This is a genomic window from Alkaliphilus hydrothermalis, assembly GCF_016908555.1.
Classification (GTDB): Bacteria; Bacillota; Clostridia; order Peptostreptococcales; family Natronincolaceae; genus Alkaliphilus; species Alkaliphilus hydrothermalis.
In genome coordinates, this window is record NZ_JAFBEE010000008.1 from 1 (window position 1) to 26,055 (window position 26,055).

Here is a 26,055-nt window from a genome sequence, read left to right on the forward strand (position 1 = left end):
GTTATGTAAATGGTGAAGTGAAGAGCCGGATGCCTTAATAGGGCAAGTCCGGTTCTGTGAGGGGTTGGAATTGCAAGGTTCCAGCCTACTCGATCTTGTGACTCCTTTGTGACTCTTAAAAGGCAAGATTTGAACCAATAGTACATTTATAAAAATGAGGGACAAGTGGAACAGGGTAATTACTCTGAGATTACTGTATAATATTGGGAGTAAAAACCTGTACACTTGCCCTTTCAAGAATAGATTTAAATACATAGTTACAGATTCTCCATCCAGTTGTTATAACTATCAAAAGTACTCCACTTATCTTTTTAATGCTTTTATTCTATCCATGATTGGAGCAGGCTCTGTTCCATCTGTAATAACTTCAACTAAACATGGCCCATTAACATCTTTAATAAAATCTGGAATAAACTTCATATCTTCTATTTTAGATATTTCTATTGCAGGAATGTTCATAGCTTTTGTTATGTCCTTAATAGAAACTCGTTGTTGTTTAAATTCCTGCCTACTTCTTTTATATAAGTATTCATGACCTCTATCTACATATCCAAGCTTCGCATTATTTACAACAAAATAAACAATTGGCAGATTATATTCCTTAGCCGATAAAATCTCCATCCCATTCATGAAGTAAGATCCATCACCTACTATTACAGCAGTTCTTTTATTTGGGGAAGCTAAATGTGCACCAACTGCTCCTCCAACACTGGAACCCATGCTGGCATAATTAATATTTATTTCGAAGTCAGATTCCTTCGTTAGGTGTAGATACTTAAATACAAAATTCATAGTTTCTCCTAGGTCACACACATAGTATGTATTTTTAGGCATGAGACCAGTAATTTTTTCAACAAAGAGTCTAAAGGATAATCCAGTATGATTTAATACATATGGCTGGTTAAAGTTTTCTGGTCTTGTGAATTGGTTAGCCTTCGCAGCAGTATTATCTAGAAGATAATTAATACATTCACAAACATCACCTACAACACCAACATCAGCAGTAAAAACTCTATCTAATTCTTTTTTATCAGAATCTATATGAATAACACGTTTATCTTTAACTAATGTATTATTAAAATTCCTTGTAGATGCCTCTCCAAGGCCACAACCAAGAACTAGCAAGCAAGTATAATCGGCTTTATCAACAAAATCATTAGCACTATCTGTACCTGAAAAGCCATAGTTTCCTAAATTCATTTCAAATTCTTCAGGAACAACACCCTTTCCTCCCGATGAGGTTATTATAGGCCACCTTAAATGAAGACTTAATTTTTTAATTTCCTCTGTTAAACCTCTAGCATACTTACCAACTAAAATAAGCCCCTTTTCTTCCTTTTCAATTATATTCTTAGCTCTGTCTAATGCTTTCAAATCTATAGGTGTCTTACTAACTTTAACTGGATCCGGCATATCACCATTTAATGCTTCCATCTGAATATCTAAGGGGATGGATAGATGAACTGGTCCAAAGGGTGGGGTAAGTGCTAACCTGATGGCTTCTTGTAACTCATTTAAAACTTCATTCTCGTCAAATATAGTTTTACTATATTTAGTGATTGGCTTTAACATATGCTGTGTATCCAACTCTTGAATAGCACCTTTTCCAATGTTTTCTCTTTTAATATATCCTGAAATTATTAGAACTGGAGCTTTATCAATCATAGCATCTGCAATCCCATTTATTCCATTATTAATACCTACGCCACCGGCTAAAATGCATACTCCTAACTTTTTCGATATATTAGCATATCTAGCGGCACAGTATGTAGATCCAGCTTCATTCTTAGATACAATTAATTTGATGTCAACATCATTTAATGAATCATAAAGGGGACTTACATTACCAGCTGGTATTCCGAATATATACTCTACTCCATTATTTTTTAAGTATCTTAATATCGCCTCTGATAATCTCATTATAATCACATCCTTAAAGTGTATTTATAAAATTATTAACTAATAAAGCGCATTTTTCAACTTGATCTTTGGAAAAAATATGTTTTTTACCGATAGATGCAAGCACAATAATTCCTATAGTAACATTACTATTAACAATTGGAAAAACTAATATACTATCTATTCCAAATAGAGAAAATGCATTCGATGCATTGGAATCATTTTTCACATCAGACATTATTAGAACTTTTTTATCATATACAATACTTGGTAATACTGAGTCACTATCAACATATACCTTGTTTTCGCTATGTAGTTTTTTCCACTTATCAATACTTAAATGGGGTGTTCCAGTTTTGTATATAGGATTTAGACTGTTACCCTTAATTTCATGATAAGCTATATCATGGATACCTGTTATATCATGTAATTTTTCAAATAATATATCTAATTTCTCTATCATTTTTTACCTCCTAAAGAATATAGTCTAATATTAAAATGAAATACTTAATATGCTCTAAGCTAAACCACGAAAACTTTTTCACACACAAAAAACTCTCCTTTGGTAACTGGCTGCCATACGCTTAGGTCCTATAGCTTTGCGCCCCTACCTTTAGATAGGTTTGGCATTATCGGTAGAAGTTGACAAATGCTTTTGCTTAACATTAAAAATCGAATAATTTAACAATATGTATATTTAAGTAGAAGTTACCTCAAAGTAAAGGAAAAAAACCTCCTAAGAATCAAAGAATAAATAGATTTTGAGTATCAGCTTTGATAAATTAGGAGATTTATACAATATAGGTCGTTATAAAACACAAATGTATTCAGTTAAGAAAATTCAATTAAACTTTTAAAAACCTACAGATTTTAACCATGTATCTGCTTCATTTAGACTTGTAAATGCCTGTGGAGCAGTGGGAGTATCCTTAACAGCCCTGTTCATTTGCATTTTAACTGTAGCACTACTTACAATCATTGCAGTCTTAGCAACACCGTTCTCAACTTTCCATTTAACAAATTCATTAAGCTTTTCTGTAATGCTGGATGTCTTATATGCCGTTAAATCTGCACATACAGCCCAAGGCTGACTATTCCCTAAAGCAGGAATAACTTTTGATTTGTAGTCCTTAACCCATCTATTATAGTCATCTTCATTCCAAAGGCCCATTGGCTTCTCATATACTACACGTCTTACCTTGTCTACCTTAATCTCATATTTTTCCATAGCATCTTTAATTATCATTTACATCCTCCTCTAAATTTTTGTAATAAAAAAAGCACACTATGATACCATAGGAGCCTTAGCCGATTTGATAGGAACTTTTACATAAAATTAGAGCTCTTTATTATATGTAAGTTTCGGCAACCAGGCGATCATAGGATTTGTCCCTTAGATCCATAGCTTTGCGTCCTTATCTTTCGATAAGTTTGCTATTTTCGACTTTATTTATCAAGTAAATAATACTAAATTTATCATGATCTGTCATTACTATTAACAAATTATTAACAAAAGTTAATATAAATTAATAAAACTACTTAGATGATTATATCGTCAAATTACTGTAATAATCTTCTTCTTTGATTGCTATTATAGCGGGTATATTATAGATAGAAGCATTTTCTCTATTTTTTTGTAATCTAAATGACACAATAATGAAATATTACAGAAATTGACTTTATATACTTTTATTGCTATTGTAAGAAATAGCAGGATTGTATTACGGCATAGCAATTAATTGTATCTAAATTGGAGGTCATAATTTGAAAAAAACTAAAAGAACTACTATAATTATCTGCATAATGATGTTGATAATTATAGTAAACACCAACAGTGGTTTTGCAGCAGGAAATTTGCAAAAGACGGAGGCACAAAATTATACAGACCATATTACTTTTGTTCTGGAGAGTAAGGAAGTCTATCATAATAAAGAGCTCTTCTTGTCTAATAATCCAAATACTGTTCGCGATGGAGTAACCTATATTTCTCTAAGAACCTTCTCGGAACGGTTAGGCTTATCTGTTCAGTATGATAGCAAAACTAAAGAATCACAGATTAGTAATGGATATATTAAGTTACAGTTTAAGGTTAACGATGCACAATATAGGGTGAACCAAAAATTAGTCACCTCTACCCACGGAGTTCCATTTATAGAAAATGGAACAACAATGATACCTTTAAGGGTATTCGCTACTCACTTTGACATGAAGGTAGTTCCAGAGTTAGAGAAGAAGTCGATACACCTGTATTGGGGTCAAAAGGCAGTGGCAAAATTCGAGGTTGTTCCCAAAAGAATCTATGCTGGTCAAACTAAAGTTACTTATATTGATCAATATCAACACCCACTTAATTTAGACATTAAAAGGGAGCTTTGGCGATGGAATAAGGAAGTCTTCCCCAAGGCTGGAGTATATAGAGTTAGAAGAATAGTAATGGATGAAAATGGAGATTGGAGTCAACCCTATGAGGTTGTGGTTAATGTTTTACCGCCTAATCAAGCGCCAGTTGCTAAATTTAACACCACAAAAGATAGATACAGCATTGGGGAGCCTATTACGTATATAGACCAAAGTACTGATGATGAAAATGCCATTGTTAAAAAAACGTGGACAAATAAAGAAACTGCCTTTTTCAGTGCTGGAGAGAGGGAGATTACCCTAGAAGTAGAAGATCAAAATGGACTAACGAGCACATATACAAAGCAAATATATATTGAAAATGATATATTATATGCAAAAGAAGAGTTTGATCCTTGGTTTACACCTATTGGGGAGAAATATTTCTACTTTGGTAAGAACATTATCTCAAATCCCGTTATAAAGTACGATATTGAGAATCAAAACCATACACTGTATCGTAGTAATAGTCCTGAATCCATAAGGGAAGAAGGAATCTATTATAGGGATAATATAGAAGGTAAAGTACGGGTGATGGTGCATCAGCAGAACCATCGGAGCAATCCAGTAAATCTTTATCTTGTTGCCACCAACATGAATGAAGAACCAGTAGAAATAAAGATGCCCCATGTAGGAATGGGTGGACCCTATGAATTGGTGACGACTACCGGGAAATTGGGTCTGGCACGATACTTACAGTCACTAACAAAGCCTAGCCAAACAAGTATGATTTTGAAACCTGGAGAAAGTAAAGTCATCCTTACGGAACTTAGTGATAAGAAAATATTAAAAGAACAAACCCTATCTGCCTATGCTGATTTAGAGGTTTCATTACCGATTCAACTTCAAACAGTAATCATTGACAGTGGAAAGGATGTTATGCAGCAGTTACCAACACTAGCAGAGCTAGCTAAAGATAATGTCCACACGAGAGGTACCTTTTCATTTGGAAACCGTACCATAACCATTAAAGAGTTAGTGGGGGAAGATACGAAAAGGATTGTTTTTGGGGATGCAACAGAAGACACACGAGTATCTGGTGTAGATGGAATGACAGGAGAAGCAGTCTTAAATCAAGGTAATTTTGGAGTACTCTATAATGTAAAGTTAGAAAGGGTTGCTCCAAGAAGTGTAATTGTGCTAAATGCAAGAGGTGGACATTATAGTGGGGCCTTCTTAGTCAATAATCAAGTTGTAAAAGTTACTGAAGAGACTTATTTGAAGGATTCTAAAGAAGTGGCTGTACTATATAGAACTGGGGATGTGGAGGAAGAAGTAGAGATTGTATTTATTCCTGCTTCAGGTAGCAATTTACCAATCAACATTGTCGTTCAACCATTACCAGAAAAAAGACATTAAATATTATAAGATATTTGATGGATAAATCAATTATTTTTTAAAACTAAGATGCTGTCTATAAAGGTGTTAATCAAACCTTTGTAGACAGCATTTAGTATATGGACTGGGATTAATATCCTTTAGTAAAGGCCCTTATATTTTCGAAATTTTATTGCGAGAAAATAGATTGGATTATAGAATTTGTCAGAATGATCTCCACTCATTTTACTCAGTTATTAATGTATAAGAATTCACCAGTACATTTGACAGAAGGAGTTACCATTAAGGCAGGTAAGTTCCGTACATAGAAGATTAGTTTTACTATCAACCAATTAGATAAATCTTATATTGCATGGGAATTTGATTCCCTGAAATCCACTATAGAAACAATCTATGGGTTTGCTGTTACGGATGATAGCACTGAGAATAATGAAAAAAGAGATTATAGTGAAGACCTTGAAATCATGAAAATGATTTGGATTGAGAGACTACAAGAAGACGAGGCAATCGAGTTTTATAAAAAATAGGATGAATGATAATTGTAAGACAAGATGAATATGAGACATTTATACAAACGAGATTAAGGGGTGGGTACTAATATGGGGGGTAAAGTCCAATGTGGGTTTACTGCCCTAAGTTCAACTGGGGAAGTACAATTAGGGAGATTGGATTTAGGGATCATTTTTTATAGTAAGAAATTGCAACATGATATTTTCGAAAAAAGTTATAATAAATGAGACTTTTTATTTTAAAGTACAGTCTAATAGGTAGAAATAAAGATAGCAGTCATAATAAGGGGTTAATGAAAGGAAATCAAAGATGAATATTCTTTTTAAAAGTCGACGAAGGAAAAAAGAACAAGAAGAAAGATTGCTTACTTTAATAGATGACCATCAGCAAAAGCTAGATAAAGATGAAGCATTGAGGAGGCAGGAGGATTTAAAGAACTAGGATATGACTCTATTATACTTGAAGATAGATTTGATGGTCAGACCCCTGAAAGTTATCCTATTAGAATCGAAGAAGGGCATAGTAATGAAGGTATTAGTGGCAATCCATTGGATACGAATAGTGGACAAAGTACAATGGAAAATTCATCTTTATACTCAGTATCTATAGAAGAAGATGAAGAGCATTACTATGGGACTATTGAAATACTTGAACAGGGGATAAAAATTTATAGTGAAGATATGAACTATGGTGATTTTTATTACTTTGAATATCAAGACATTACCCTTACAAAGCTCTATGGAGAAAACTCCTTTAAGTTGAAAATTGAAACAGATCATAAAGAATTAATTGTTAATGGTTTGTTTTCAGATTTTTTTCAACAACTTAAGGAATATACTCAAATACAGGAATAGTGCTTGAAAAATAATTAAATAATTAGGAGGAAGAGTATGAAAACTAAGAAACTGATATGGGCTGCAATTTTAATTGTTTCCTTGGGTACATTTACGACGGGGTGTGGGAAAGAGAATGATAATAAAGAGACAGTTGAACTTCAAATCATAGAGGAGAATCAATTAAGTCAACTACCCATCACCTAAAGGAAATGGGCTTGTAACTGCCCAGTAGTACTAACGGCTAACGCCTCCTACCTTTAACCCCGATAAGCATTAAAGCTTAAAGTGGCGTTACATCATAGGGTGGCTGACAGCACCCTTTACAAAAGAGTTTACTCTGTTGTAACTGCACTAGGTACTTGATTATCAACAAGATAGTTTATTCCCATACGGTGCAGATTCATTGCTCCAATACGGTCATCATTTGACTGATAACCACAGTTTTTGCAAGTAAATAGATGTTTTTTCTTGTTACGATTAGCTTTTTCAATATGTCCACACTTAGGGCAACATTGGCTCGTATAAGAAGGGTCAACCTTTATTACTGCTGATTCGTTTTGCTTTGCCTTGTAGATTAATTTTTGCTCAAGGTCATAAAATGACCATGATACAGAAACATAGCGGTCTTTGGTGCGAATACGTTCTGTAGCAATACGGACACCTGTTAAATCTTCTAACACAAATAAGGTATGCTTTGGATTACGTTCAACGAGTGCCTTTGATACTTGATGATTTATATCTTGCATCCAACGGTTTTCTCGCTGTCCAATAGCTTTAATTCTTCGTCTTGAAGAAGGTGTTTTTCGTATTTGTAGTTCTTTACGTAGTTTTGAATAGTTCGCTCGTTTTTGCTTAATGGCTTTCCCACTTACAAAACCTGATTTATGTTTGCTGTCATAGGTGGTAATTAAAAAATTTATACCCCTATCAATACCTACAACATTGCATATTTCTGACAGGTTACTAACAGGAACATCATACGTGACAGGAATATGCAGAAAGTATTTTCCATGCTTATTGACAAGTTTTGCAGTGCCAAATTTATAAATGGTTTGGTCAAAATATTTTTCCATACCTTCGGAATAGTAATCTAACTTAATGCGACCCTCAAGTGTGTTTATTGAGAATACATCTTGTGTCAAGGAATAATCCCTATTCCATACCAAATCATATTGTGGTTTCTTAAATACAGGTTTTATCCATTCCTTTTGATTCTCAAGAATAGTTTTATATCTTGCAATAACTGTTTTGAGAACAGATTGAGCCATCTGTGATTTAAGTCCAAATTTTTCACGAAGGGTAGCGTACAAAAATTTATTCAGAGAAAATTGTTTTAGGTCGTGAGTATGGAATATATGATTTGAAACATAGTTACAGGCATTACGATAAATAGACATAGTATTATTAAGCAATACTTTGTCTGCATCCGAAGTTATAATTTGTATTTTTGCTGTAACGGTAATTTGTTCCATAAATACGACCTCACTATTTGTTATTCACTAATTATAGTGTGTAATAATCATTAGAGAATGTCAAGTAAGGGAGTAGCAGTATGGATACGAATGATAACCGTAAAAACAGGCGTAAATACAGCTTAAAGGCACATATTGAATTAGTCACCAAATATAGAAAACAACTACTTAAAGGCATCATATCGGAAGATATTAAACATCAAATACTAGATATTTCTCATACGTATGATTACGAAATAATTGCTATGGAAACGGATAAAGATCATATTCATTTTCTGATCAGCTATGATACCACCGATAGTATATGTGAGATTGTGAAAAGAATAAAACAGGAAACAGCATATAGACTGTGGCAAAAACATTCTTTAACGTTATCTAAGCACTATTGGAAAAGAAAAATATTTTGGTCAGATGGTTATTTTGCCTGTAGTATCGGTGAACCTAAAGGTAATGGGTTTCTGTGCCACAAAAATTTATGAAAAAAGGGACTATTAAAGTCTGTGGAAAAATCAACGGCGTAGACTTTAGAAACAAGCTGATATACCGATAGAGGTGCATCATTTAGATGTGTACTATGATAAGTTAAGTCATTCAAGCGCAGATAGTATCAGAAATACAGGAACTAAAATAATCATTACAAAAGCTGGGCTACGGGGATACCTTAGTAGCATATCTAACAATTCCTCTCGGTTAGATTGTTTTATTGTTAGTAAAGAAAATGATGAGATTGTAGGGGAAGTGGTTATCAACAGTATTGATTGGCAAAATAGAAGTGCAAGTACTAGAATTGCCATATATCAAGAAAAGGACTACAACAAAAAGTATGGAACGGAAGGTCTGCAGATCGCCCTTTCCTATGCTTTTGGTATGTACAATCTACACAGAATTGAGTTACAGGTATATTCATTTAATGAAAGAGCAATTCATGTCTATGAAAAAATAGGATTCAAGAAGGAGGGTGTCTTAAGGGATGCCTTGTATTTTGAAAATAAATATCATGATGCCATTGTTATGAGTATTTTAGTAAAAGAGTTCAAAAAGTAGTAGTGAGAGGTATAACAGTATTTTAAAAGCCTCTAAGGGGGATGTTATAGACTACAAGTAGAAAATAAATAAAAGAAAGGTGTTCAATCCATGAAGGAAGAGCTTGCACTTAAACATAATATTAAAGAAAGAAAAATAGATGAAATAACAAAATACTACCAACCCGAAAAGTTTCTAGGATACTGTAAAGCCTGTCAATACTATGACAAGATTTGGACATGCCCTCCTTATGATTTTAATACATCAGAAGTACTAGAGAACTATCAATATATTTATGTGATTGGGAGCAAGCTGTATATTAAAGATTTAGATGAAGGATTCGACGAATTATTAAATCATGATGATTTAGATTATGTTTCTAATCAAATCTATAGAGCTGCTAGGGGAATAGTGGATGAACAGCTTGTGGAAATAGAAGAGTCAAGTAATAATTTGAGGGTATTGTTAGCAGGAAGGTGTTTAGTATGTACTCCTTGCACTAGAGAAGAAAAAAAGTCATGTCGTTACCCTGAAAAGATGCATTTTTCTTTGGAATCTATTGGATTTGATGTATCCTCCATCTGTGAGGATATATTGTGTGATAAAATATTATGGGCGAAGGACATCCTACCAGAGTATTTTCTTTTAGTGAGTGCTGTTTTGAGTCACGAGAAATTGGATAAAGAAGACTTATATAAGAACTTAATAAAATAATTTACATTTAAATGATCAATTGACCTGATTGGGGTGTGATTTATAATATAGTAGATTTCTTTTTCTCTTTTTGCCAAAATTCTTGAGGATTTTGGTCAGCATGGGGATTAACACATTGACAAAAGGAAATATAACCCACACAATTAAGTATGGGTTATATTTCTATAGTCTTAAAGTCTTTGCATGATTAAATCACTAAAAGTATTTTCCTAAAAAATCACTAAAGGAATTGTTAGGGTTCTTTCTTGATTTCTCATCTACTTCTAGCAATTGCTCTGTTACAGCTGTACTATCTGTTAAATTTGCCCGTAGGTCATATTGCTGTTTTCTTTCTTTGATGTTTTTTCTCCGCATATCTCCTGTTAGTTCTTTTGCTGCTTCAACTTTAAATTGGTCTAATGTTTTTTTTGCTTCTGGAGAAATTTTATACTTATCCATATTATCACCTCCTCATTAGTATTACCTAATCATATAGTTATATGTTTTAGAATTTAGAATAAAAAAAGCGACCAAGTAAATGGTCGCTTGCTTTGCTCTATTCTTAATGTTTATTATCTTTTAAGCGGATGCAATTTAGTTTGTTTTACAGATGATAAATTTGCTACAGGTGCTTTTACTATAAAGGTTAAGGCTACTCCTATGATAGCAAATGCAGCTGCAATTAAGAATGTGGGCTTTAAACCACCAACTTTAGCAACAATCATTGGACCAACTAATGCAGCTACACCATAGGCTTGATATACAACACCATAGTTTGCACCTAGGTTTTTAATACCGAAATATTCTCCTGTGATGGTTGGGAATACAGCTAAAAAACCACCAAAACAGAAGGCGATTCCAGCTAATGCAGCAAAGAATGTAACGAAGTTTAAAGTAAGTACACTCATTGCAACCATAGATACCGCAGTGATGATGAACATCATTGTTACTACTTTAATTCTACCTAACTTATCTGAAAGAGTACCCCAAATTAGTCGTCCTCCAGCATTAAACAAAGCAATCATAGCAACTGCATTTGCTGCCGTAGTCGCATCTAATCCAGCTAATTTAATTCCAATGTCTTTAGCAAGCCCGATTACTAAAAGTCCACTCATGCATCCAAATAAAAACATTACCCATACAAAGTAGAAGGACTTAGTTCTAAGCATTTCTCCAACCTTCATGTCATTCTCTTTTGTTGCTTTAGCATTATTAGCAGATACACCGTAGCCTGCTGGAGGTAAAATTAGGAATTGAGCTCCTATTAAACCTAATACAGCATAAATAGCACCTAGATAAAGGAAAGTAGCAGATACGCCACTGTTAGATACAAAATATTGAATTGCTGATTTGAAAACTAAGCTTCCAAGTCCAAATGCACCAACTGCAATACCTGTGATGAAACCCTTTTTTTCTGGAAACCATTTTACACAAGTAGATAGGGGACAAACGTATGCGAATCCAACCCCGGCTCCAGCTATTACACCATAATAGATATATAATTGCATTAAAGAAGTCGCTGTAGAAGCAAGCATGATTCCACCACCGTAAAGGATGGCACCAATAGTAGCAACTTTTTTAGGACCGATTTTGTCCTGTAGTCTGCCTGAAAAAATAGTCGAGAAAGCAAAAACAAATACTGCAATTGAATAAGTTAGAACTACTTCGCTATTTTCCCAGCCGAACTTATCCATTAAAGGCTGATTAAACAAACTCCATGTATAAATGGCACCTATACACATCTGTAATAATACGGCACCGAATACAACAAACCAACGATTAATTGTTTTGCTATTATTCATTAGTATTTCTCCCTTCATGATTTGATTTTTAAAATTAATAATAAGAAATAAGAATTAAATTCCTTATAATTAAACTACTCGATTAACCTTCCAAGCTTCGTCAACCCATACACCAATAACATCAACCTCTGGGTACCAAGATTTTACGTTAGTTACTGATGCATTAATTTGATCTTTTTGAGTAGCTTCATCAGCTGGGTTTCCACCACAGTCATAATGACCAACGATTGCGATTACTTTGGAATCATGCTTACCAGTAGAAACTTCAACTCTTGTTTTAATAGATTCGATTAAAACAGTGTTAGTGTTTTCAGCTAAAATTTTGTTTGGACCAGGCTCTGTGATCATATCAACATAATCAGCACCATATTCAGTCTTTAAATAGGTGATAATAGGTTCTTGGGTTCTACCGTCCATACAGTTAATAGAAGTAACAAACTTTTTGTTCATGTCCATAATTATACCAATCCTCTGCTGTAGTTTTTATAAATGAAAGGTGGCCAACCTTATTCACACAAGTACTATTATATTCCTACTTTATACATAAAACAAGAGGAATTCGTATAAGAACAATAATATTTCATTGAGATTATTACAAAAGTTATCTTTTGATAAGTCTTATAGAAATTTTAGGAGGGTATTTAAGCTCTGTGATTTGATGTACATGATACTGGCCTGTCGCAAGCAAGACCACAGGAACAACGGTTTTTGCCAAACAATAGGGAATAGGAGGGTGGAAACTCACTATTAACCCTTTGAACTTCTTCAACAAAAGCCTCTTTATCAGCAGGAGCAATGCTTAATGCATCGGCTTTCTCTTGACTATCTATAGATGCACCAGGAGGGACAAATTTATTTTTAGCAACAGTTACACCACCAGTCACAACTGCATTTGCAGAGACATATACTCCTTCTTCAAGAATGGCATCAAAAACAATGGCATTAAAGCCAATAAAGCAATTATTGCCAATAAAACAGGGACCGTGGATGGTACAACCATGGGCACAGGATACCCGATCTCCAACATAAATTGAGTAAAGCCTATCCTTTACTGAAATTCGCTGCCCCTTTAAACCATGAAAAATTACTCCATCCTGAATATTGGTATTCCTCCCAATATAAAAAGGATACCCCTCATCTGCTCGAATAGTTGTACTTGGTGCAATAAAGACATTTTCTCTAATGAATACTGCTCCAATAATACTGGTAAAGGGACCAATATACACAGAAGGGTGAATTTGCGGAAAATAAGAATAGGGAATAAAGGATGTAACAGGATTTGATCCTATAAATACAGCATTAACATTCATCATATACACCTCTTTTAGATCTCTTAAAATAGAGTTTTGATAATATAGTATGACTCCATAAGGCTAAAGGCACCTAAAAACCCCTTTTGTTTTATATTATATCTGCAAAATAATATAGAAAATTTATACAGATAATGTTTTGATGATATTAAGCAATACCCTAAAAATTTTACCCTACCCGTATAATTAAATATAATCGCAATAAAGGGAGGAATAAAATTTATGAAAAGAAAAATTGCTGCCATGACATTAGCAATTTACTTAACTGGAACTTTAGGTACTGCATATGCAAATACAGTGACCACTACAAGTACAAATGGGGTAACAACAGAAACAGTGGCGACAGAAGAAACACTAGTTGTGGAAGAAGTTGTCGTGACCGACGTGACACCAGGTATCGAAAAGGCAGTAGTAGAAGATCAAGAGGATGTAATTATAGTTGAAGATGTAGTAGTAGAAGATTTTGCTGGTGTATTACCTAACTCTATTTTTTATAGCCTTGAGAGGGGAGTAGAAGAGCTACAGCTAATGATAACCCAAAGTCAAGAGAAGTTAGGGGCTTTAAAGGCAGAATTCGCTACAGAAAGAGCGGCAGAAGCTGCTATAATGACAAATGAAGGTGAAGAAGAGTTGGCGAATGAAGCAACAGCTGAATATATGGAGCTATTGGCTTCTGCAACAGAGCATCTTAATAATGCAATCCAGGAGAAGGAAGAAGCTGTACTGACACTTAAAAGTCTAAATAACGCATACTTACAAAGTGAAGAAATCTTGAAGACAATTCTAGAAAAAGCACCAGAAGAGTCAAAGACAGGTATCGAAAATGCCTTAGATGAACAAGATAAAGCGATTGCAGCTGTAAATGGGTTTTATGCAGCAAAGGCAGCCTTCTTTCAAGCAAGAATAGACTTTAAAATAGCTAAAGAAGAGTTAAAGGCAGCAAAGAAAAATCGTGACGCAGAAGCCATCATGCTTGCAGAAGAAAAGGTGGCAGCAGCAGAGGCCTTGAAGAATGAATTAGCAGACTTGAAGGATACTGCAGAGGTAGCGAAGGAAGAGGTAAAAAACCTGGTTAAAGAAGTTGAGAAAACAACTGGACAAGGATTAAGGCAAGTTAAAAAAGCCATCAAGAAAATAGAAAAGGCAGAAGAAAAGAAGGACAAGTTTGAAGACGATAATAAAGAGGACGAAGGCAAGGAAGAAGAAGACTATGAAGACAAAGATTTAAAAAAGGCAGAAGAAAAAGCTAGAAAAGAAGCTAGAGAAGAAACTAGAAAAGAAGCTAGAAAAGAAGCTAGAAAAGAAGCTAAGACAGCAGAAGAAAAAGCAAGTGAACAGTTAAGAGAAGCAGAGAAGAACGCTAGAGAAGGAGCTAAAAAGGCAAAAGAAAAGGCAAGAGAAGAAGCAAAAGAAGTTAGAGAAAAATTAAGAGAAGCTAGGAAAGACAAAGCAGATAAAGACGAAGATGACCATGAAGACGATGAACATGACAAAGATGAAGATTGTGACGATGAGAAAGAAAAAGGTGACAAAAAGAGAAAAGGTAGAGATTAATTAAATACAACTTTCCAATTCCCTGGAGGGGGCTGAGTGTGTCAATGGATACTCACTTAGCTCCTTTTTTTTGATTTTAAAATATTAGTTAGGTCAAGTAGTTTGCAATAAAGTTCGAGATAAAAATGGATCTGAAGGGATTTATGATATAATAAGAAAAGTGACTTAGTGTAGATTCTAAACATGAAGCTAATAGGAACTTGTGTTTATTAGGATAGAACAGATAGATTTAAATCAGATAACATAGAGCTAGGGGGAAACCTATGGATATTTACAAAGATTTGAAGCGTTACTTTGGCTATGATGATTTTAAGAAGGGCCAGAAGGAATTAATCACTGGAATTATAGAAGGAAAAGATGTACTGGGAATAATGCCTACAGGGGGAGGAAAATCGATATGCTTTCAGCTACCAGCCATGATGCTGGAGGGAATAACCATTGTTATATCTCCCCTAATCGCATTGATGAAGGATCAAGTGGATGCATTGAATGAAATGGGACTAAATGCAACCTTTATCAATAGCAGTCTTACCGATGAGGAAATGATTCAACGGGAAGAATTCATCCGCAACGGAGAGTATAAAATTATCTATGTTGCACCAGAACGTTTAAATACCTACAATTTTAAGGACCTGGTGCAACAACTAGCTATTTCATTAGTTGCCATTGATGAAGCCCACTGTATTAGTCAATGGGGGCATGATTTTAGACCTAGCTATGTTGAAATCCCTAAATTTATAAAAGGGTTAAAAACGAGACCAACGGTGGCCGCCTTTACGGCTACTGCAACAAAAGAAGTTGTAGAGGAAATAAAAAAACTCATTCAATTGCAAAACCCTATTACCACCATTACAGGATTTGATAGACCAAATTTATTTTATAAAGTAGTGAAGGCAGGCAACAAATTTAATCACTTAGTTGATTACCTAAACAACAACCATCAGCAGGAGGTAGGGATTATTTACTGTTCCACTAGAAAAACAGTAGAGGCCCTAGTCAAAAAACTAAAGGAAAAGGGAATTGATACTGTTGGATACCACGGAGGAATGTCTGCCGAAGAAAGACAAGAAAACCAAGAAGCTTTTATCTTTAATCAAACTCGAATCATTGTCGCCACCAATGCCTTTGGAATGGGGATCGATAAACCCGATGTACGATTTGTCATCCATTACAATATGCCAAAGAATATGGAGGCATATTATCAGGAGGCAGGTAGAGCTGGGAGAGACGGAGAAGAAAGTATATGTATACTTATGTACTCTCCGTCAGATGTTATTAAACAAAAAACAATTATCCAAAATGAAATGCTCTCACCAGAGCGGGAACTACTATTTTATAAAAATCTCCAGTACCTTATAGACTATTGTCATACAAATGATTGTCTTAGGGGAAGGATATTGACCTATTTTGAAGAGGATGTACCAGAAGTAAACTGTGGTAAATGTAGTAATTGTATAGGAGATGCAGAAATGGTGGACATCACCCTAGAGGCCCAGAAGATTTTATCCTGTATCTTTAGGGCAAAAGAGCGATACGGTGTGGCGGTAATTACCCAGGTTTTAAAGGGTTCAAAAAATAAAAAAATCCTAGAGTTGGGTCTTGATCGGATATCCACCTATGGCATTATGAAGGACTATCATGTAGATGTTATAAGGGAAATCGCAATGACTTTGGTCTCAAAGGGATATATTTATATTACTGCAGATAAATTCCCAGTATTAAAGCTGACGAATCAATGTAGGGGAATCCTCAAAGGAGAAGAAAAAGTTTATCATAAAAAGAGTCTAGTAGAATCGAAGCGGGAAAAAGAAACTAAAAGTAAAAAATCCCCTAAAGACAGTCTTGAAGATTTTGATCAAGCCTTATTTGATGAGTTAAAGGAATTACGCAGTCAATTAAGCAAGGAAAAGAAATTAGCTCCATTTCTGATTTTCCATGACTCAACCCTAAAGGAAATAGCAGCAACTAGTCCTCAAAACCAAGCAGAGCTCTTGGAAGTCAGTGGAGTAGGGCAGAAGAAGTTTGAGAACTACGGTGAAGTATTTTTAACGGTTATTCAAAATTATTGTCTAAAAGAAAAGTAAAAATCCAAAAATCAAATTGTTTTGATTAAGGATTACAAAAGCCAGCACCCTAACGTATTTTATGTATACGCTGTGGTGAGTGGCTTTTGCTTAAATATTTTCAATCTGCCAATCAATAGGATTCTTACCTTTGGAAACCAAAAACTCATTAGTTTTAGAAAATGGTTTACTGCCAAAGAATCCCCTGTGGGCCGATAGGGGGCTAGGGTGGGGAGCTTGAATTATATAATGATGTCTATTATCAATGATTTTTGTTTTAGATTGGGCATTCTTCCCCCATAGGATAAATATCACAGGGTCTTTTCGATTGTTCAATAATCTAATAATCTCATCGGTAAATGTCTCCCATCCAATTTTTTTATGGGAGTTGGCAGCACCAGCCCTTACCGTCAAGACAGTGTTCAGTAGCAAAACCCCTTGATCCGCCCATTTTTTTAGATAACCATTATTGGGTATATAACATTCTAAATCATGATTAAGCTCTTTGTAGATATTCAGTAGAGAAGGGGGCGTTGCAACTCCTGGTTTGACAGAAAAACTCAGACCATGGGCTTGGTGGGGACCATGATAAGGGTCTTGTCCTAGTATGACCACCTTGACATGTTTATAGGAGGTGTAATTTAGTGCATTAAAAAAGTCCTTCATCTCTGGATAGACGATCTGAGTGTGATACTCTTCTTCTAAGATTTCTCTAAGTCTTATAAAATAATCCTTTTTAAACTCTTCCTTCAATAAATCTTTCCAATCGTTTTTTAATGATTCCATATGAGCACCCCCTTCGATTATACCATATCAATTATAATAGATTAAAAAAATTCATGTTTAGTGGTAAAAGAGGCAGGAGGATGGGTAGAAATAGCTAAAAATAGAGAAATCATTTTGGAGTTCGTAAAGATGTGATTGGAGTGTATGGTTCTATGGGATTCAATGAGAATTGTTTGAATTCTAGTTGGATGGGAAAGATAAAGTACTATACTATGAGGGGTGCAAGAATGGAATTTTTAATAACTGAAATAGCAAAGACTGAACTAAAGAAAAGGTACGAAGGTGATTATTTACGAATCTCCCCAAAGACTAAAACATGAGGCGGCATAACCTATCAATTATCTCTGGATGAGGTTAAGGAAGAAGATCGTGTTTTTGATATTAGATATATTAGTTTTATAATAGGGCCAGAAGACGTAAAAGAAGTATCCTATATCGAAATTGATTATATAAGGGACTGGTGGGGAGAGGATTTTGTGATTACGGCAGGATTTTAATTACACTGAAGACTAAAATCAAATCTGTTAAACAATGGCACGGAAAAACAGGTATAGGTGAATCCTTTGTGGTAGAATTGAATTAGCCTTTGAAACAACAATAAAAAAAGGGGGGGGGATTCAGTGGAATATCTTAGCAGATTGAATGCCAGTATAGACTACTTGGAAAAGAATATTGAAGATAAGCTTAACATTGATGAAGTTGCAAAGATGGCACTGACTTCAAAGTTTCACTTTCAGAGGATGTTTCATATGGTCACAGGGGTATCGGTGGCGGAATATGTACGAAGAAGAAGACTGACTTTAGCTGCTCAAAAGTTGGCCACATCTGATGTTAAAGTGATTGATGTAGCCTTAAAGTATGGCTACCAAACACCAGAATCATTTTCCAAAGCCTTTTCCAAGATGCATGGCATCAACCCTTCAGAGGTTCGAGGGCAAGGGATGGATTTAAAGGCGTATCCGAGGTTGTCATTTCATATACAAATAAAGGGGGAAGCGGTTATGAATTATCGTATTGTTGAAAAGGAAGGATTTAAAGTGGTTGGTCAATCAAAATTAGTCACCACAAAGGAAGGAAAGAACTTTGAGATAATCCCAAAGTTCTGGGATGAAGTCAACTCAAATGGGGTGTGTCGAGAGTTAGAAAGTCGCGTTGGTGAAATGGGAATATTGGGAATCTGTATGGATTTCTGCCACGAAAAAGATGAGTTCACCTATGTTGTTGCGGCAGAAAAACTAAATGGCGATGTACCGAATCATATGATAGAAAAGGAAATTCCAGCCTCCACATGGGCAGTGTTTGAGTCTATTGGGCCAATGCCAACAGCTATTCAGGATGTCATTAAAAGAATATACTCTGAATGGTTCCCAGCCACAGGATATGAACACGCAGGGGGACCAGAACTGGAGGTCTATCTTCCTGGAAATCCAAATGACCCCAACTATAAATGCGAAGTATGGGTACCTATTAATAAGAAGTAATGATAAATGAAATAATGAAGAAACTCCCTATTTTTTTATGAAGTAATAGGGAGTTCTTTTATGAAATGTATTGTATATTCTAGTTTTATGATGACTACTTTGAAGGCATGAACATAGGAGGAACCTTGCAGGGTTTCACATCCACCTTACGCCAAACATCTCCAGTGATATAGGGTTCAACCTTCAACCATTGATCTAATTCTTTGCGACTAGGAAATTCCACCATTAGTATAGAGCCAATCATTTTTTCCTCATCATCCAGTAGGGCTGCTGCACAGATAAAGTTGCCTTTGTTTTTCATACTTTCAGCCATTTTCAGGTGCTCATCACGGGCAGCTATACGTCGATCCATTGCCCCTGCATCAGTACCATCATAACCAGTTACGATAAATTGCATAAAAACACTTCCTTTTCTTTTATTTATTATACAGGTTTTACCAAATAGTTTATGTAGCTTTGTATTTGAATAGTTATAAATATTCTACACTAATCTTTGTATCTCCTCTAATCAGTTAAAATATGCCCAATATGATTAAGTTATAGAATAATCCTTTAAAAAAGCGACAGAGAAAAGACCCCAATATGGTTGGAATTCTTTATAGCTTACCATACTGGAAAGGCTATCCTCCTAAAATTACCTCGTATTCTTCTGACTATAGGGTGAAAAATATATAAGAGGTGATAAAATGAAAAAGAAAAATAAAAACAAAGGAACCATGGATCAGAACTTCTTTAATGAAATGAATTATGAGTTAGCTGGGGATATAGCAGCAATAGATCCAGAGGAAATGAATAACAATAAGAAGTTGATGACAACAAAGAAAGGAAATATGAAGACATCCAAGGATAATACAAGGAAGTAAAAATAATAAAGAAGAAAATGATAAAGCCTCCTAAGAATAGGGGGTTTTATTGTGGATCAAAAACCGCTCGGGATTTTTATGTAAAATGAGATATGTCAAAAGAATAGATATCCTTCATTTTTATTACAAGAAATCCCCTAAATATTTTGATATAATAAAACTAATAAAATAAATTGCTGAAATGGTATTACAGTCTTTTCGGGCCAAGCCATCTTCTCCTATAAAGTATCAACCTGTTACCTAAATAAGTCCATCATTTCAGGTAAAGTACCAGTGGTGAAGTTTATGAACTACAGTACGGAGTCGGCCGCCTATAGTCAAGGAAAGGCCTCAATCAGCTTAGTGCTTATCCTCTATTTTTTGTTCAAAGGGACAGGCTAAACCGTGCCATGGGATGAAGCCAAGGTAAAGATGCATTGTTTGTAAGGAGGGACATTATGGAAAGAATAAATAACATACTAAAACATCCCCAGTATATAGAGAATATGAATCGACTGATGAAGGCTGAGAAACAACGGGAGTTCTGTCGCCATACAATACAACACTTTTTGGACGTGGCAAGAATCGCCTATATTAAATCTTTAGAAAAAGGACTGAAACTGGATCAAGAAGTAATCTATGGGGCTGCCCTACTTCATGATATTGGACGATGGAAACAATATGAAGACGGCTCTGATCATGCTTTAGTCAGCTCAAGTCTAGCGAAGGGAATCTTAATAGATTGCGATTTTGGAGAAGACGAAATAACAATGATTCGTCAGGCCATTGAAAAACATCGGAGGGGTACAGACCTCATCACCGAATTAGATGTAGTGATCTATGAAGGGGACAAGGCATCAAGGCTATGTAATGAATGTAAGATGAGAAATGAGTGCAATCGGCTTGAAGATGGGGACGAGTTTTTTCTTCAATATTAGGAGCATTCCATTGGTAGTCCTTAATAGCAGTTCTTAAATAGTGTTTTTAGACAGTAATTTTAAAATATAGCGTAGTACTATAGTAGATCATGGTAAATGACTATTTTGTTTGACGTTCTTCCGTTGTTATAGGTATAATTGTTGTGAATATAGAAAGTAAATTTAAAATCAATTACAAAAGGTATATCTAGAATGAGATATAAATAATAAATCCAACTAAAGAGGTGGACATTGTGATACTAATGATAGATAATTATGACTCATTTACCTACAACTTAATACAATATTTATCCTGTTTAAAGCAAGAGGTGGTTGTTCATAGGAATGACCAAATTACAATAGAAGAGATTGAGGCTTTAAACCCTGATATCATCGTACTATCTCCAGGGCCATGTAGTCCAAACGAAGCAGGGATTAGCATAGAGGTAGTGGAGCAGTTTAAAGGGAAAATACCGATTCTAGGGATTTGTCTAGGACATCAGACTATTGGACAAGTTTTTGGTGGCAAGGTAATCAGGGCATTGGAGCCTGTTCATGGTAAAGTCCATCCCATTATCCACAAAGGAGTAGGTGTTTTTAAGGAGTTAAATAATCCTTTGAAGGTAACTCGATATCACTCCTTAGTATTGGAAAGAGCCTCCCTTCCCCAGTGTTTTGAGATAACAGCCGAAACAACTGATGGAGAAATAATGGGAATAAGGCATAAAGAATATATGATAGAAGGAGTACAGTTCCATCCAGAAGCCATTTTAACAGAGATGGGAATGGATCTTTTAAATAACTTTTTAGTAGCAGCAAAAGAATCAGCAAAGCAGGTGACGGCATGTATATAAAAGAAATCATTACCGCTTTAGATAGCTTTCAACTCTATAGTATTTTTAAGGATCGACCCTATAGTTTCTTCTTAGATAGTGGCAAAAACTATGAACGACTAGGGAAGTTTTCTTTTATAGGTTTCAACCCTCACCTAGTCTTTAAAAGTAAAGACCAACACATTACCATTACGCAAGAAGGAAAAGAGGATAATTTTACGGGGGATCCCTTTGATAGTTTAAGGGAGATTTACAATCAATTTCAAAGAAGTTACGACAGTGAATTCCCCTTTGTGGGAGGTCTAGTTGGGTACTTATCCTATGACATGTGTCACCATATCGAAAAACTCCCCCGTACAGCTGTGGATGATGTGGAGATTCCCGATTGCTTCTTTGGGCTTTATGATGGGATTATCATTGTAGACCATATTCATAATAGAACTTATATCGCTTCCTTGGGCATCAAGGCAGAAGCAAAAGAAGTAGTCGAGGAAATAGCCAAAATGATTGGGGTTGCAGAGGAAAAGGGAGTAGAAATCAATCTTACCAATAAGCAACAAGTGGAGTTGAAGGCTAACTTTACCCGTGAGGATTACATCAAAACTGTCAATAGGGTAAGGGATTATATCAAATCTGGAGATATCTATCAAGCCAACTTGACCCAACGGTTCCAATGCGAAATAGAGGAAACTCCCTTTGAGTTATATGGTAAATTAAGAAGCATCAATCCTGCTCCATTTGCCAGTTTTATTGATTTTGGTGAAGGACATATCGTAAGTAGCTCTCCAGAAAGATTTATTCAGATACGAAATGACATTATAGAAACTAGACCCATCAAGGGAACTAGACCCCGTGGCAAGACCCCTGAGGAGGATCAATTTAATCGAAATGAGCTGCTAAATAGCGAAAAGGATCAAGCAGAGTTATTAATGATCGTTGATCTAGAGAGAAATGATTTGGGTAAGGTATCTAAGAATGGTACAGTGAAGGTGACGGAGTTATTCCATTTGGAAGAATACCCTACTGTATATCATTTAGTATCTACAGTACAGGGAGAAATAAAGGAAGAATATGACGTGATAGATTGCATCAAAGCCACCTTCCCTGGGGGGTCAATTACAGGAGCACCAAAGATACGGGCTATGGAAATCATCGACGAACTGGAGCCTACCCAAAGAAATATCTATACTGGCTCTATCGGATACATTGGACTGAACGGAGATGTAGACTTGAATATCGTCATTAGAACAATTGTATGTAAGGACAATAAGGCCTATTTCCAAGTTGGGGGCGGCATCGTGTGGGATTCCGATGCTGAAATGGAGTATGAAGAAACCCTCCACAAAGGAAGCGCATTGATGAAAGCTCTGAATTCTAAATAAATACTTTAAGAACAATGAAAAGCAATACAAACAATAAGAACAATAAAAACACGTTAAAAGAACATATAAGACTACCATAAAAAATGTTGGAAAAATACAAAGGCCATCTATTAAAATTAGGTAAAAGTGCAATAGATAAGCTTAGATAAGAATAGAGGAATGTTTTATGCTGATCTCGATAAATGGAAGGATTGTAGAGGAAGGAGACGGTGGGATAGCCCCCACCAGTGAAGCCTTCCTCTATGGCTATGGAGCCTTTGAAACCGTCAAGTTTAAAGGGGGGGAGATTCACTATCTTCAAGAACATTTTGTGCGGCTCAAGGGAGCTTGCCAAGTCCTACAGATTCCATTGGAATATGACTACATGCAGATAGAAAAATTCAGTAATGAACTCATAAAGGCCAGTGGAATAAAAGAAGGCGGACTGAAAATACTACAGGGTAAAAATAGTAGATCCATTGGAAATAATGGAAATAGCAACAATCATCAAAAGGGCTACTTGCTTTTATCCGTGTCAGAAAACAAATACAAGGAAGAAAGTTATCGTAAGGGCTTTAAACTAACCTTCACCGATATTAAACGAAATCCTTCTTCTCCCCTGACCTATATCAAGTCCAACAATTATTTAGATAATCTGTTGGCAAGGAAAGAGGCTGTAGGGAGGGGATATGATGAAGTTGTGTTTGAAAACCATCATGGTCACCTCTGCGAAGGAGCCATCAGTAATCTTTTTTTTGTGAAGGATGGAATCATTCATACCCCCCATGAGGACTGTGGTCTGCTGATGGGCATCATGAGGACTCAGGTGATGGAATTAGCTAAAGAGCTGGAGATTCCATTGGAGATGGGTAAATACACGAGAAAAGAACTCCTGGTGGCTGATGAAATATTTATGACTAACTCATTGATGGAGGTTATGCCAGTGGTTCGACTAGAGGTTAGAAGTTTGGATATTAGTAATAGCGAAATCACAAGAAAAGTGATGGAAGCAATTAAGAAGAAATCTAAAGTATAAGGTATAAAGTTCAAAGTAAATTTTAAGAATAGGGTAACTAGAAATTAGATCGCAGAAACAGGTAGAGAATTAGAATGGATAAGGCAAAGATTGAAAGGGCCGAAGCAATGTCCTTGATTAATTTTGGAAGATAAGGTGGGATTAGAGCAATGGAAAACATTCAACTTACATTAGATCGTAATGTATTGATAGATATGGGGAAATATCAATTAGAACTAGGTAAAAAAACATATATCATGGGGATCCTCAACATTACCCCCGATTCTTTTTCTGATGGGGGAAACTATGTAGACCTAGACAAAGCCATCCAACATGCAAAAGAAATGGTGGAAGAAGGAGCAGACATCATTGATGTAGGTGGGGAATCTACTAGACCAGGGGCAGTAGAGGTTTCGGCAGAAGAGGAAATCAGTAGAGTATTACCAGTGGTGAAGAGATTAGTAGCGGAGGTAAAAGTACCTGTGTCGGTGGATACCTACAAGGCAGAGGTGGCAGAAAAGGTACTGGAGGCAGGAGCCCATATGATCAATGATGTGTGGGGGCTACAACGGGACCCTGAGATGGCTTCAGTGATGGCTAAATTTAAGAAACCTGTAGTAATGATGCACAATCAACATGGGACAGAATATGAAGGAGACATCATGGAATCTATTGCGGACTTCTTAAGTAAATCCATCAAAATTGCTCTAGAGGCAGGAATCAAAAACCACAATATTATCCTAGATCCAGGGATTGGCTTTGGTAAAACGTCAGAGCAAAACATGGTGGTGATGGCTAGATTGGGAGAGTTGAACAAATTGGGCTATCCTATCCTATTAGGTACATCTAGAAAATCCATGATCGGTAAGATTTTAGATCTTCCACCAAAGGAAAGGGTAGAGGGAACTTTAGCCACGACTGTTATGGGGATTATTCAAGGCTCAGATATTGTTAGAGTCCATGATATTAAAGAAAACTATCGAACAATCAAAGTAACCGACGCAATTGTAAGGGGGCAGTGGATACATGGATAAAATTATTATGAAAAATCTAGGATTTTATGGGTATCATGGGGTTTTGCCAGAGGAAACAAAGCTAGGACAGAAGTTTTTTATAGATGTGGAGCTATATACAGATTTAAAGACGGCGGGTCTTAGTGACGATGTGGCCGATACCGTCAACTATGCAGATGTATACGATATTATTAAAAACATTACTGAAAATATGAAGTTTAAACTTATAGAAGCATTAGGAGAGAATATCGCCAGTAGTATTTTACAAGGGTTCCCACAGGTAAAGGAAATCGTCATTACCATCAAAAAGCCAGAAGCGCCAGTGAGGGGAATCTATGACCACTTTGGAGTGGAAATAAGGAGAAGAAATGACTAGGGCATACTTGGGGTTAGGCAGTAATATGGGGGACAAGAAGAACTATATAGATCAAGCAATCGGACTTTTAGGGGAGCATGAGGCGATAGAGGTGACAAAGCAATCCTCCTATTACGAAACAGACCCCGTGGGATATGTGAATCAAGATATTTTTCTAAATGTTGTCCTAGAGGTGGAGACTAGCCTACAACCCCTACAATTATTGGAGTATTGTAATAAGATAGAAGCAAAGCTAGATAGAAAGCGAATCATCCGTTGGGGACCAAGGACAATCGATTTAGACATACTAATCTATGAAGGCTATCAATCTCAAGATGAAGAACTAATGATTCCCCACCCAAGGATGACTGAAAGGGCATTTGTGATGGTGCCTTTGTATGAGTTGAATCAAAATTTAGTGATCAATGGGAAGGATATTAGAAGCATAATGGAAGGCCTTCAGCAGGAGGGTATTAGGAGGGCTTCAGTGTAGATTTCAACATATCCATCAAAATATAATAACACCCTCAATTGTAGTAAATATGCTACATTTGA

General features: G+C 35.7%; 28 protein-coding genes and 2 riboswitches. Of the genes, 18 read left to right on the forward strand and 10 right to left on the reverse strand.

All coding sequences use genetic code 11. The annotated features are described in order from the left end of the window. Positions 1 to 303: 303 nt before the first annotated feature. The 3 genes from JOC73_RS07270 to JOC73_RS07280 form a co-directional block, all read right to left on the reverse strand. Positions 304 to 1,920 carry a thiamine pyrophosphate-binding protein gene (locus tag JOC73_RS07270; RefSeq protein WP_204401595.1) on the reverse strand — a complete coding sequence of 539 codons (1,617 nt, stop codon included), beginning with the start codon at positions 1,918 to 1,920 and terminating at the stop codon, positions 304 to 306. Between the two features lie 13 nt (positions 1,921 to 1,933). Then, on the reverse strand, positions 1,934 to 2,362 hold the full coding sequence (locus JOC73_RS07275) for a GAF domain-containing protein (protein WP_204401597.1): 429 nt from the start codon (positions 2,360 to 2,362) through the stop codon (positions 1,934 to 1,936). 98 nt (positions 2,363 to 2,460) lie between these two features. After that, positions 2,461 to 2,537, reverse strand: a riboswitch (cyclic di-GMP riboswitch). Positions 2,538 to 2,752: 215 nt separating this feature from the next. Beyond that, positions 2,753 to 3,145, reverse strand: coding sequence for a hypothetical protein (locus JOC73_RS07280; RefSeq protein WP_204401599.1), 393 nt, complete (start codon positions 3,143 to 3,145; stop codon positions 2,753 to 2,755). A 115-nt stretch (positions 3,146 to 3,260) separates the two neighbouring features. Next, a riboswitch (cyclic di-GMP riboswitch) is annotated at positions 3,261 to 3,345 on the reverse strand. A gap of 318 nt (positions 3,346 to 3,663) precedes the next feature. Between JOC73_RS07280 and JOC73_RS07285 the strand changes: the two genes are divergently transcribed. The 4 genes from JOC73_RS07285 (at position 3,664) to JOC73_RS07295 (ending at position 7,184) form a co-directional block, all read left to right on the forward strand. Further along, entirely contained in the window at positions 3,664 to 5,655 is a 1,992-nt protein-coding gene (locus JOC73_RS07285) for a copper amine oxidase N-terminal domain-containing protein (protein WP_204401601.1), read from the forward strand. Between the two features lie 798 nt (positions 5,656 to 6,453). After that, positions 6,454 to 6,585 (forward strand): hypothetical protein, encoded by a 132-nt coding sequence (locus JOC73_RS15280; RefSeq protein ID WP_279381037.1) that lies wholly within the window; start codon positions 6,454 to 6,456, stop codon positions 6,583 to 6,585. A gap of 107 nt (positions 6,586 to 6,692) precedes the next feature. Beyond that, positions 6,693 to 6,998, forward strand: a complete 306-nt coding sequence (locus tag JOC73_RS07290) for a hypothetical protein (RefSeq protein ID WP_204401603.1) — start codon at positions 6,693 to 6,695, stop codon at positions 6,996 to 6,998. Positions 6,999 to 7,034: 36 nt separating this feature from the next. Next, positions 7,035 to 7,184, forward strand: a complete 150-nt coding sequence (locus JOC73_RS07295) for a hypothetical protein (RefSeq protein WP_204401605.1) — start codon at positions 7,035 to 7,037, stop codon at positions 7,182 to 7,184. A 128-nt stretch (positions 7,185 to 7,312) separates the two neighbouring features. Here JOC73_RS07295 and JOC73_RS07300 read toward each other — a convergent pair whose 3' ends face one another. Then, complete coding sequence (locus JOC73_RS07300) at positions 7,313 to 8,452, reverse strand: RNA-guided endonuclease TnpB family protein (protein WP_204401607.1); 1,140 nt, start codon at positions 8,450 to 8,452, stop codon at positions 7,313 to 7,315. Between the two features lie 80 nt (positions 8,453 to 8,532). On the opposite strand from JOC73_RS07300, the gene tnpA reads away from it, so the two are divergent. The 3 genes from tnpA (at position 8,533) to JOC73_RS07315 (ending at position 10,189) form a co-directional block, all read left to right on the forward strand. Beyond that, positions 8,533 to 8,931: an IS200/IS605 family transposase gene (gene tnpA, locus JOC73_RS07305; protein WP_204401609.1), complete on the forward strand. Its 399-nt coding sequence runs from the start codon at positions 8,533 to 8,535 to the stop codon at positions 8,929 to 8,931. A gap of 88 nt (positions 8,932 to 9,019) precedes the next feature. Then, positions 9,020 to 9,496, forward strand: a complete 477-nt coding sequence (locus tag JOC73_RS07310) for a GNAT family N-acetyltransferase (protein ID WP_204401611.1) — start codon at positions 9,020 to 9,022, stop codon at positions 9,494 to 9,496. A 90-nt stretch (positions 9,497 to 9,586) separates the two neighbouring features. Then, entirely contained in the window at positions 9,587 to 10,189 is a 603-nt protein-coding gene (locus JOC73_RS07315) for a DUF2284 domain-containing protein (protein WP_204401613.1), read from the forward strand. 195 nt (positions 10,190 to 10,384) lie between these two features. Here JOC73_RS07315 and JOC73_RS07320 read toward each other — a convergent pair whose 3' ends face one another. The 4 genes from JOC73_RS07320 to JOC73_RS07335 form a co-directional block, all read right to left on the reverse strand. Next, on the reverse strand, positions 10,385 to 10,627 hold the full coding sequence (locus JOC73_RS07320) for a small, acid-soluble spore protein, alpha/beta type (protein WP_204401615.1): 243 nt from the start codon (positions 10,625 to 10,627) through the stop codon (positions 10,385 to 10,387). Between the two features lie 113 nt (positions 10,628 to 10,740). Next, positions 10,741 to 11,970: an L-lactate MFS transporter gene (locus tag JOC73_RS07325; protein WP_204401617.1), complete on the reverse strand. Its 1,230-nt coding sequence runs from the start codon at positions 11,968 to 11,970 to the stop codon at positions 10,741 to 10,743. A gap of 69 nt (positions 11,971 to 12,039) precedes the next feature. Next, entirely contained in the window at positions 12,040 to 12,426 is a 387-nt protein-coding gene (locus JOC73_RS07330) for a carbonic anhydrase (RefSeq protein ID WP_204401619.1), read from the reverse strand. Between the two features lie 185 nt (positions 12,427 to 12,611). Beyond that, positions 12,612 to 13,280, reverse strand: a complete 669-nt coding sequence (locus JOC73_RS07335; RefSeq protein ID WP_243427882.1) for an LbetaH domain-containing protein — start codon at positions 13,278 to 13,280, stop codon at positions 12,612 to 12,614. Between the two features lie 222 nt (positions 13,281 to 13,502). Between JOC73_RS07335 and JOC73_RS07340 the strand changes: the two genes are divergently transcribed. Then, the gene (locus tag JOC73_RS07340; RefSeq protein ID WP_204401623.1) at positions 13,503 to 14,834 is read left to right on the forward strand and encodes a DUF5667 domain-containing protein; all 1,332 of its coding nucleotides are present in this window, start codon (positions 13,503 to 13,505) and stop codon (positions 14,832 to 14,834) included. A gap of 263 nt (positions 14,835 to 15,097) precedes the next feature. Beyond that, the gene (recQ, locus tag JOC73_RS07345) at positions 15,098 to 16,918 is read left to right on the forward strand and encodes a DNA helicase RecQ (protein ID WP_204401625.1); all 1,821 of its coding nucleotides are present in this window, start codon (positions 15,098 to 15,100) and stop codon (positions 16,916 to 16,918) included. A 90-nt stretch (positions 16,919 to 17,008) separates the two neighbouring features. Here the strand turns inward: recQ and JOC73_RS07350 are convergent, their stop codons facing one another. Next, positions 17,009 to 17,683 (reverse strand): uracil-DNA glycosylase, encoded by a 675-nt coding sequence (locus JOC73_RS07350; protein WP_204401627.1) that lies wholly within the window; start codon positions 17,681 to 17,683, stop codon positions 17,009 to 17,011. A gap of 620 nt (positions 17,684 to 18,303) precedes the next feature. Between JOC73_RS07350 and JOC73_RS07355 the strand changes: the two genes are divergently transcribed. Then, complete coding sequence (locus JOC73_RS07355; RefSeq protein ID WP_204401629.1) at positions 18,304 to 19,164, forward strand: AraC family transcriptional regulator; 861 nt, start codon at positions 18,304 to 18,306, stop codon at positions 19,162 to 19,164. A 94-nt stretch (positions 19,165 to 19,258) separates the two neighbouring features. Here the strand turns inward: JOC73_RS07355 and JOC73_RS07360 are convergent, their stop codons facing one another. Further along, entirely contained in the window at positions 19,259 to 19,561 is a 303-nt protein-coding gene (locus JOC73_RS07360) for a YciI family protein (protein ID WP_204401631.1), read from the reverse strand. A 289-nt stretch (positions 19,562 to 19,850) separates the two neighbouring features. Between JOC73_RS07360 and JOC73_RS07365 the strand changes: the two genes are divergently transcribed. The 8 genes from JOC73_RS07365 to folK all read left to right on the forward strand — a co-directional run bounded on the left by JOC73_RS07365 (position 19,851) and on the right by folK (position 25,993). Continuing rightward, positions 19,851 to 20,027, forward strand: a complete 177-nt coding sequence (locus JOC73_RS07365; protein WP_204401633.1) for a hypothetical protein — start codon at positions 19,851 to 19,853, stop codon at positions 20,025 to 20,027. A 437-nt stretch (positions 20,028 to 20,464) separates the two neighbouring features. Beyond that, complete coding sequence (locus JOC73_RS07370; protein ID WP_204401635.1) at positions 20,465 to 20,944, forward strand: HD domain-containing protein; 480 nt, start codon at positions 20,465 to 20,467, stop codon at positions 20,942 to 20,944. A 233-nt stretch (positions 20,945 to 21,177) separates the two neighbouring features. Then, positions 21,178 to 21,777, forward strand: coding sequence for an anthranilate synthase component II (locus JOC73_RS07375; RefSeq protein WP_204401637.1), 600 nt, complete (start codon positions 21,178 to 21,180; stop codon positions 21,775 to 21,777). Further along, a complete protein-coding gene (pabB, locus tag JOC73_RS07380) occupies positions 21,768 to 23,138 on the forward strand; it encodes an aminodeoxychorismate synthase component I (RefSeq protein WP_204401639.1) in 1,371 nt (456 codons plus the stop codon). The genes JOC73_RS07375 and pabB overlap by 10 nt, the downstream gene beginning before the upstream one ends. Positions 23,139 to 23,304: 166 nt before the next feature. Beyond that, a complete protein-coding gene (locus tag JOC73_RS07385; protein WP_204401641.1) occupies positions 23,305 to 24,153 on the forward strand; it encodes an aminotransferase class IV in 849 nt (282 codons plus the stop codon). 149 nt (positions 24,154 to 24,302) lie between these two features. Then, positions 24,303 to 25,166, forward strand: coding sequence for a dihydropteroate synthase (gene folP, locus JOC73_RS07390; RefSeq protein ID WP_204401643.1), 864 nt, complete (start codon positions 24,303 to 24,305; stop codon positions 25,164 to 25,166). Continuing rightward, the gene (folB, locus tag JOC73_RS07395) at positions 25,159 to 25,521 is read left to right on the forward strand and encodes a dihydroneopterin aldolase (RefSeq protein ID WP_204401645.1); all 363 of its coding nucleotides are present in this window, start codon (positions 25,159 to 25,161) and stop codon (positions 25,519 to 25,521) included. The genes folP and folB overlap by 8 nt, the downstream gene beginning before the upstream one ends. Beyond that, positions 25,514 to 25,993: a 2-amino-4-hydroxy-6-hydroxymethyldihydropteridine diphosphokinase gene (folK, locus tag JOC73_RS07400; RefSeq protein ID WP_204401648.1), complete on the forward strand. Its 480-nt coding sequence runs from the start codon at positions 25,514 to 25,516 to the stop codon at positions 25,991 to 25,993. The genes folB and folK overlap by 8 nt, the downstream gene beginning before the upstream one ends. The last annotated feature ends 62 nt before the right edge of the window (positions 25,994 to 26,055 follow it).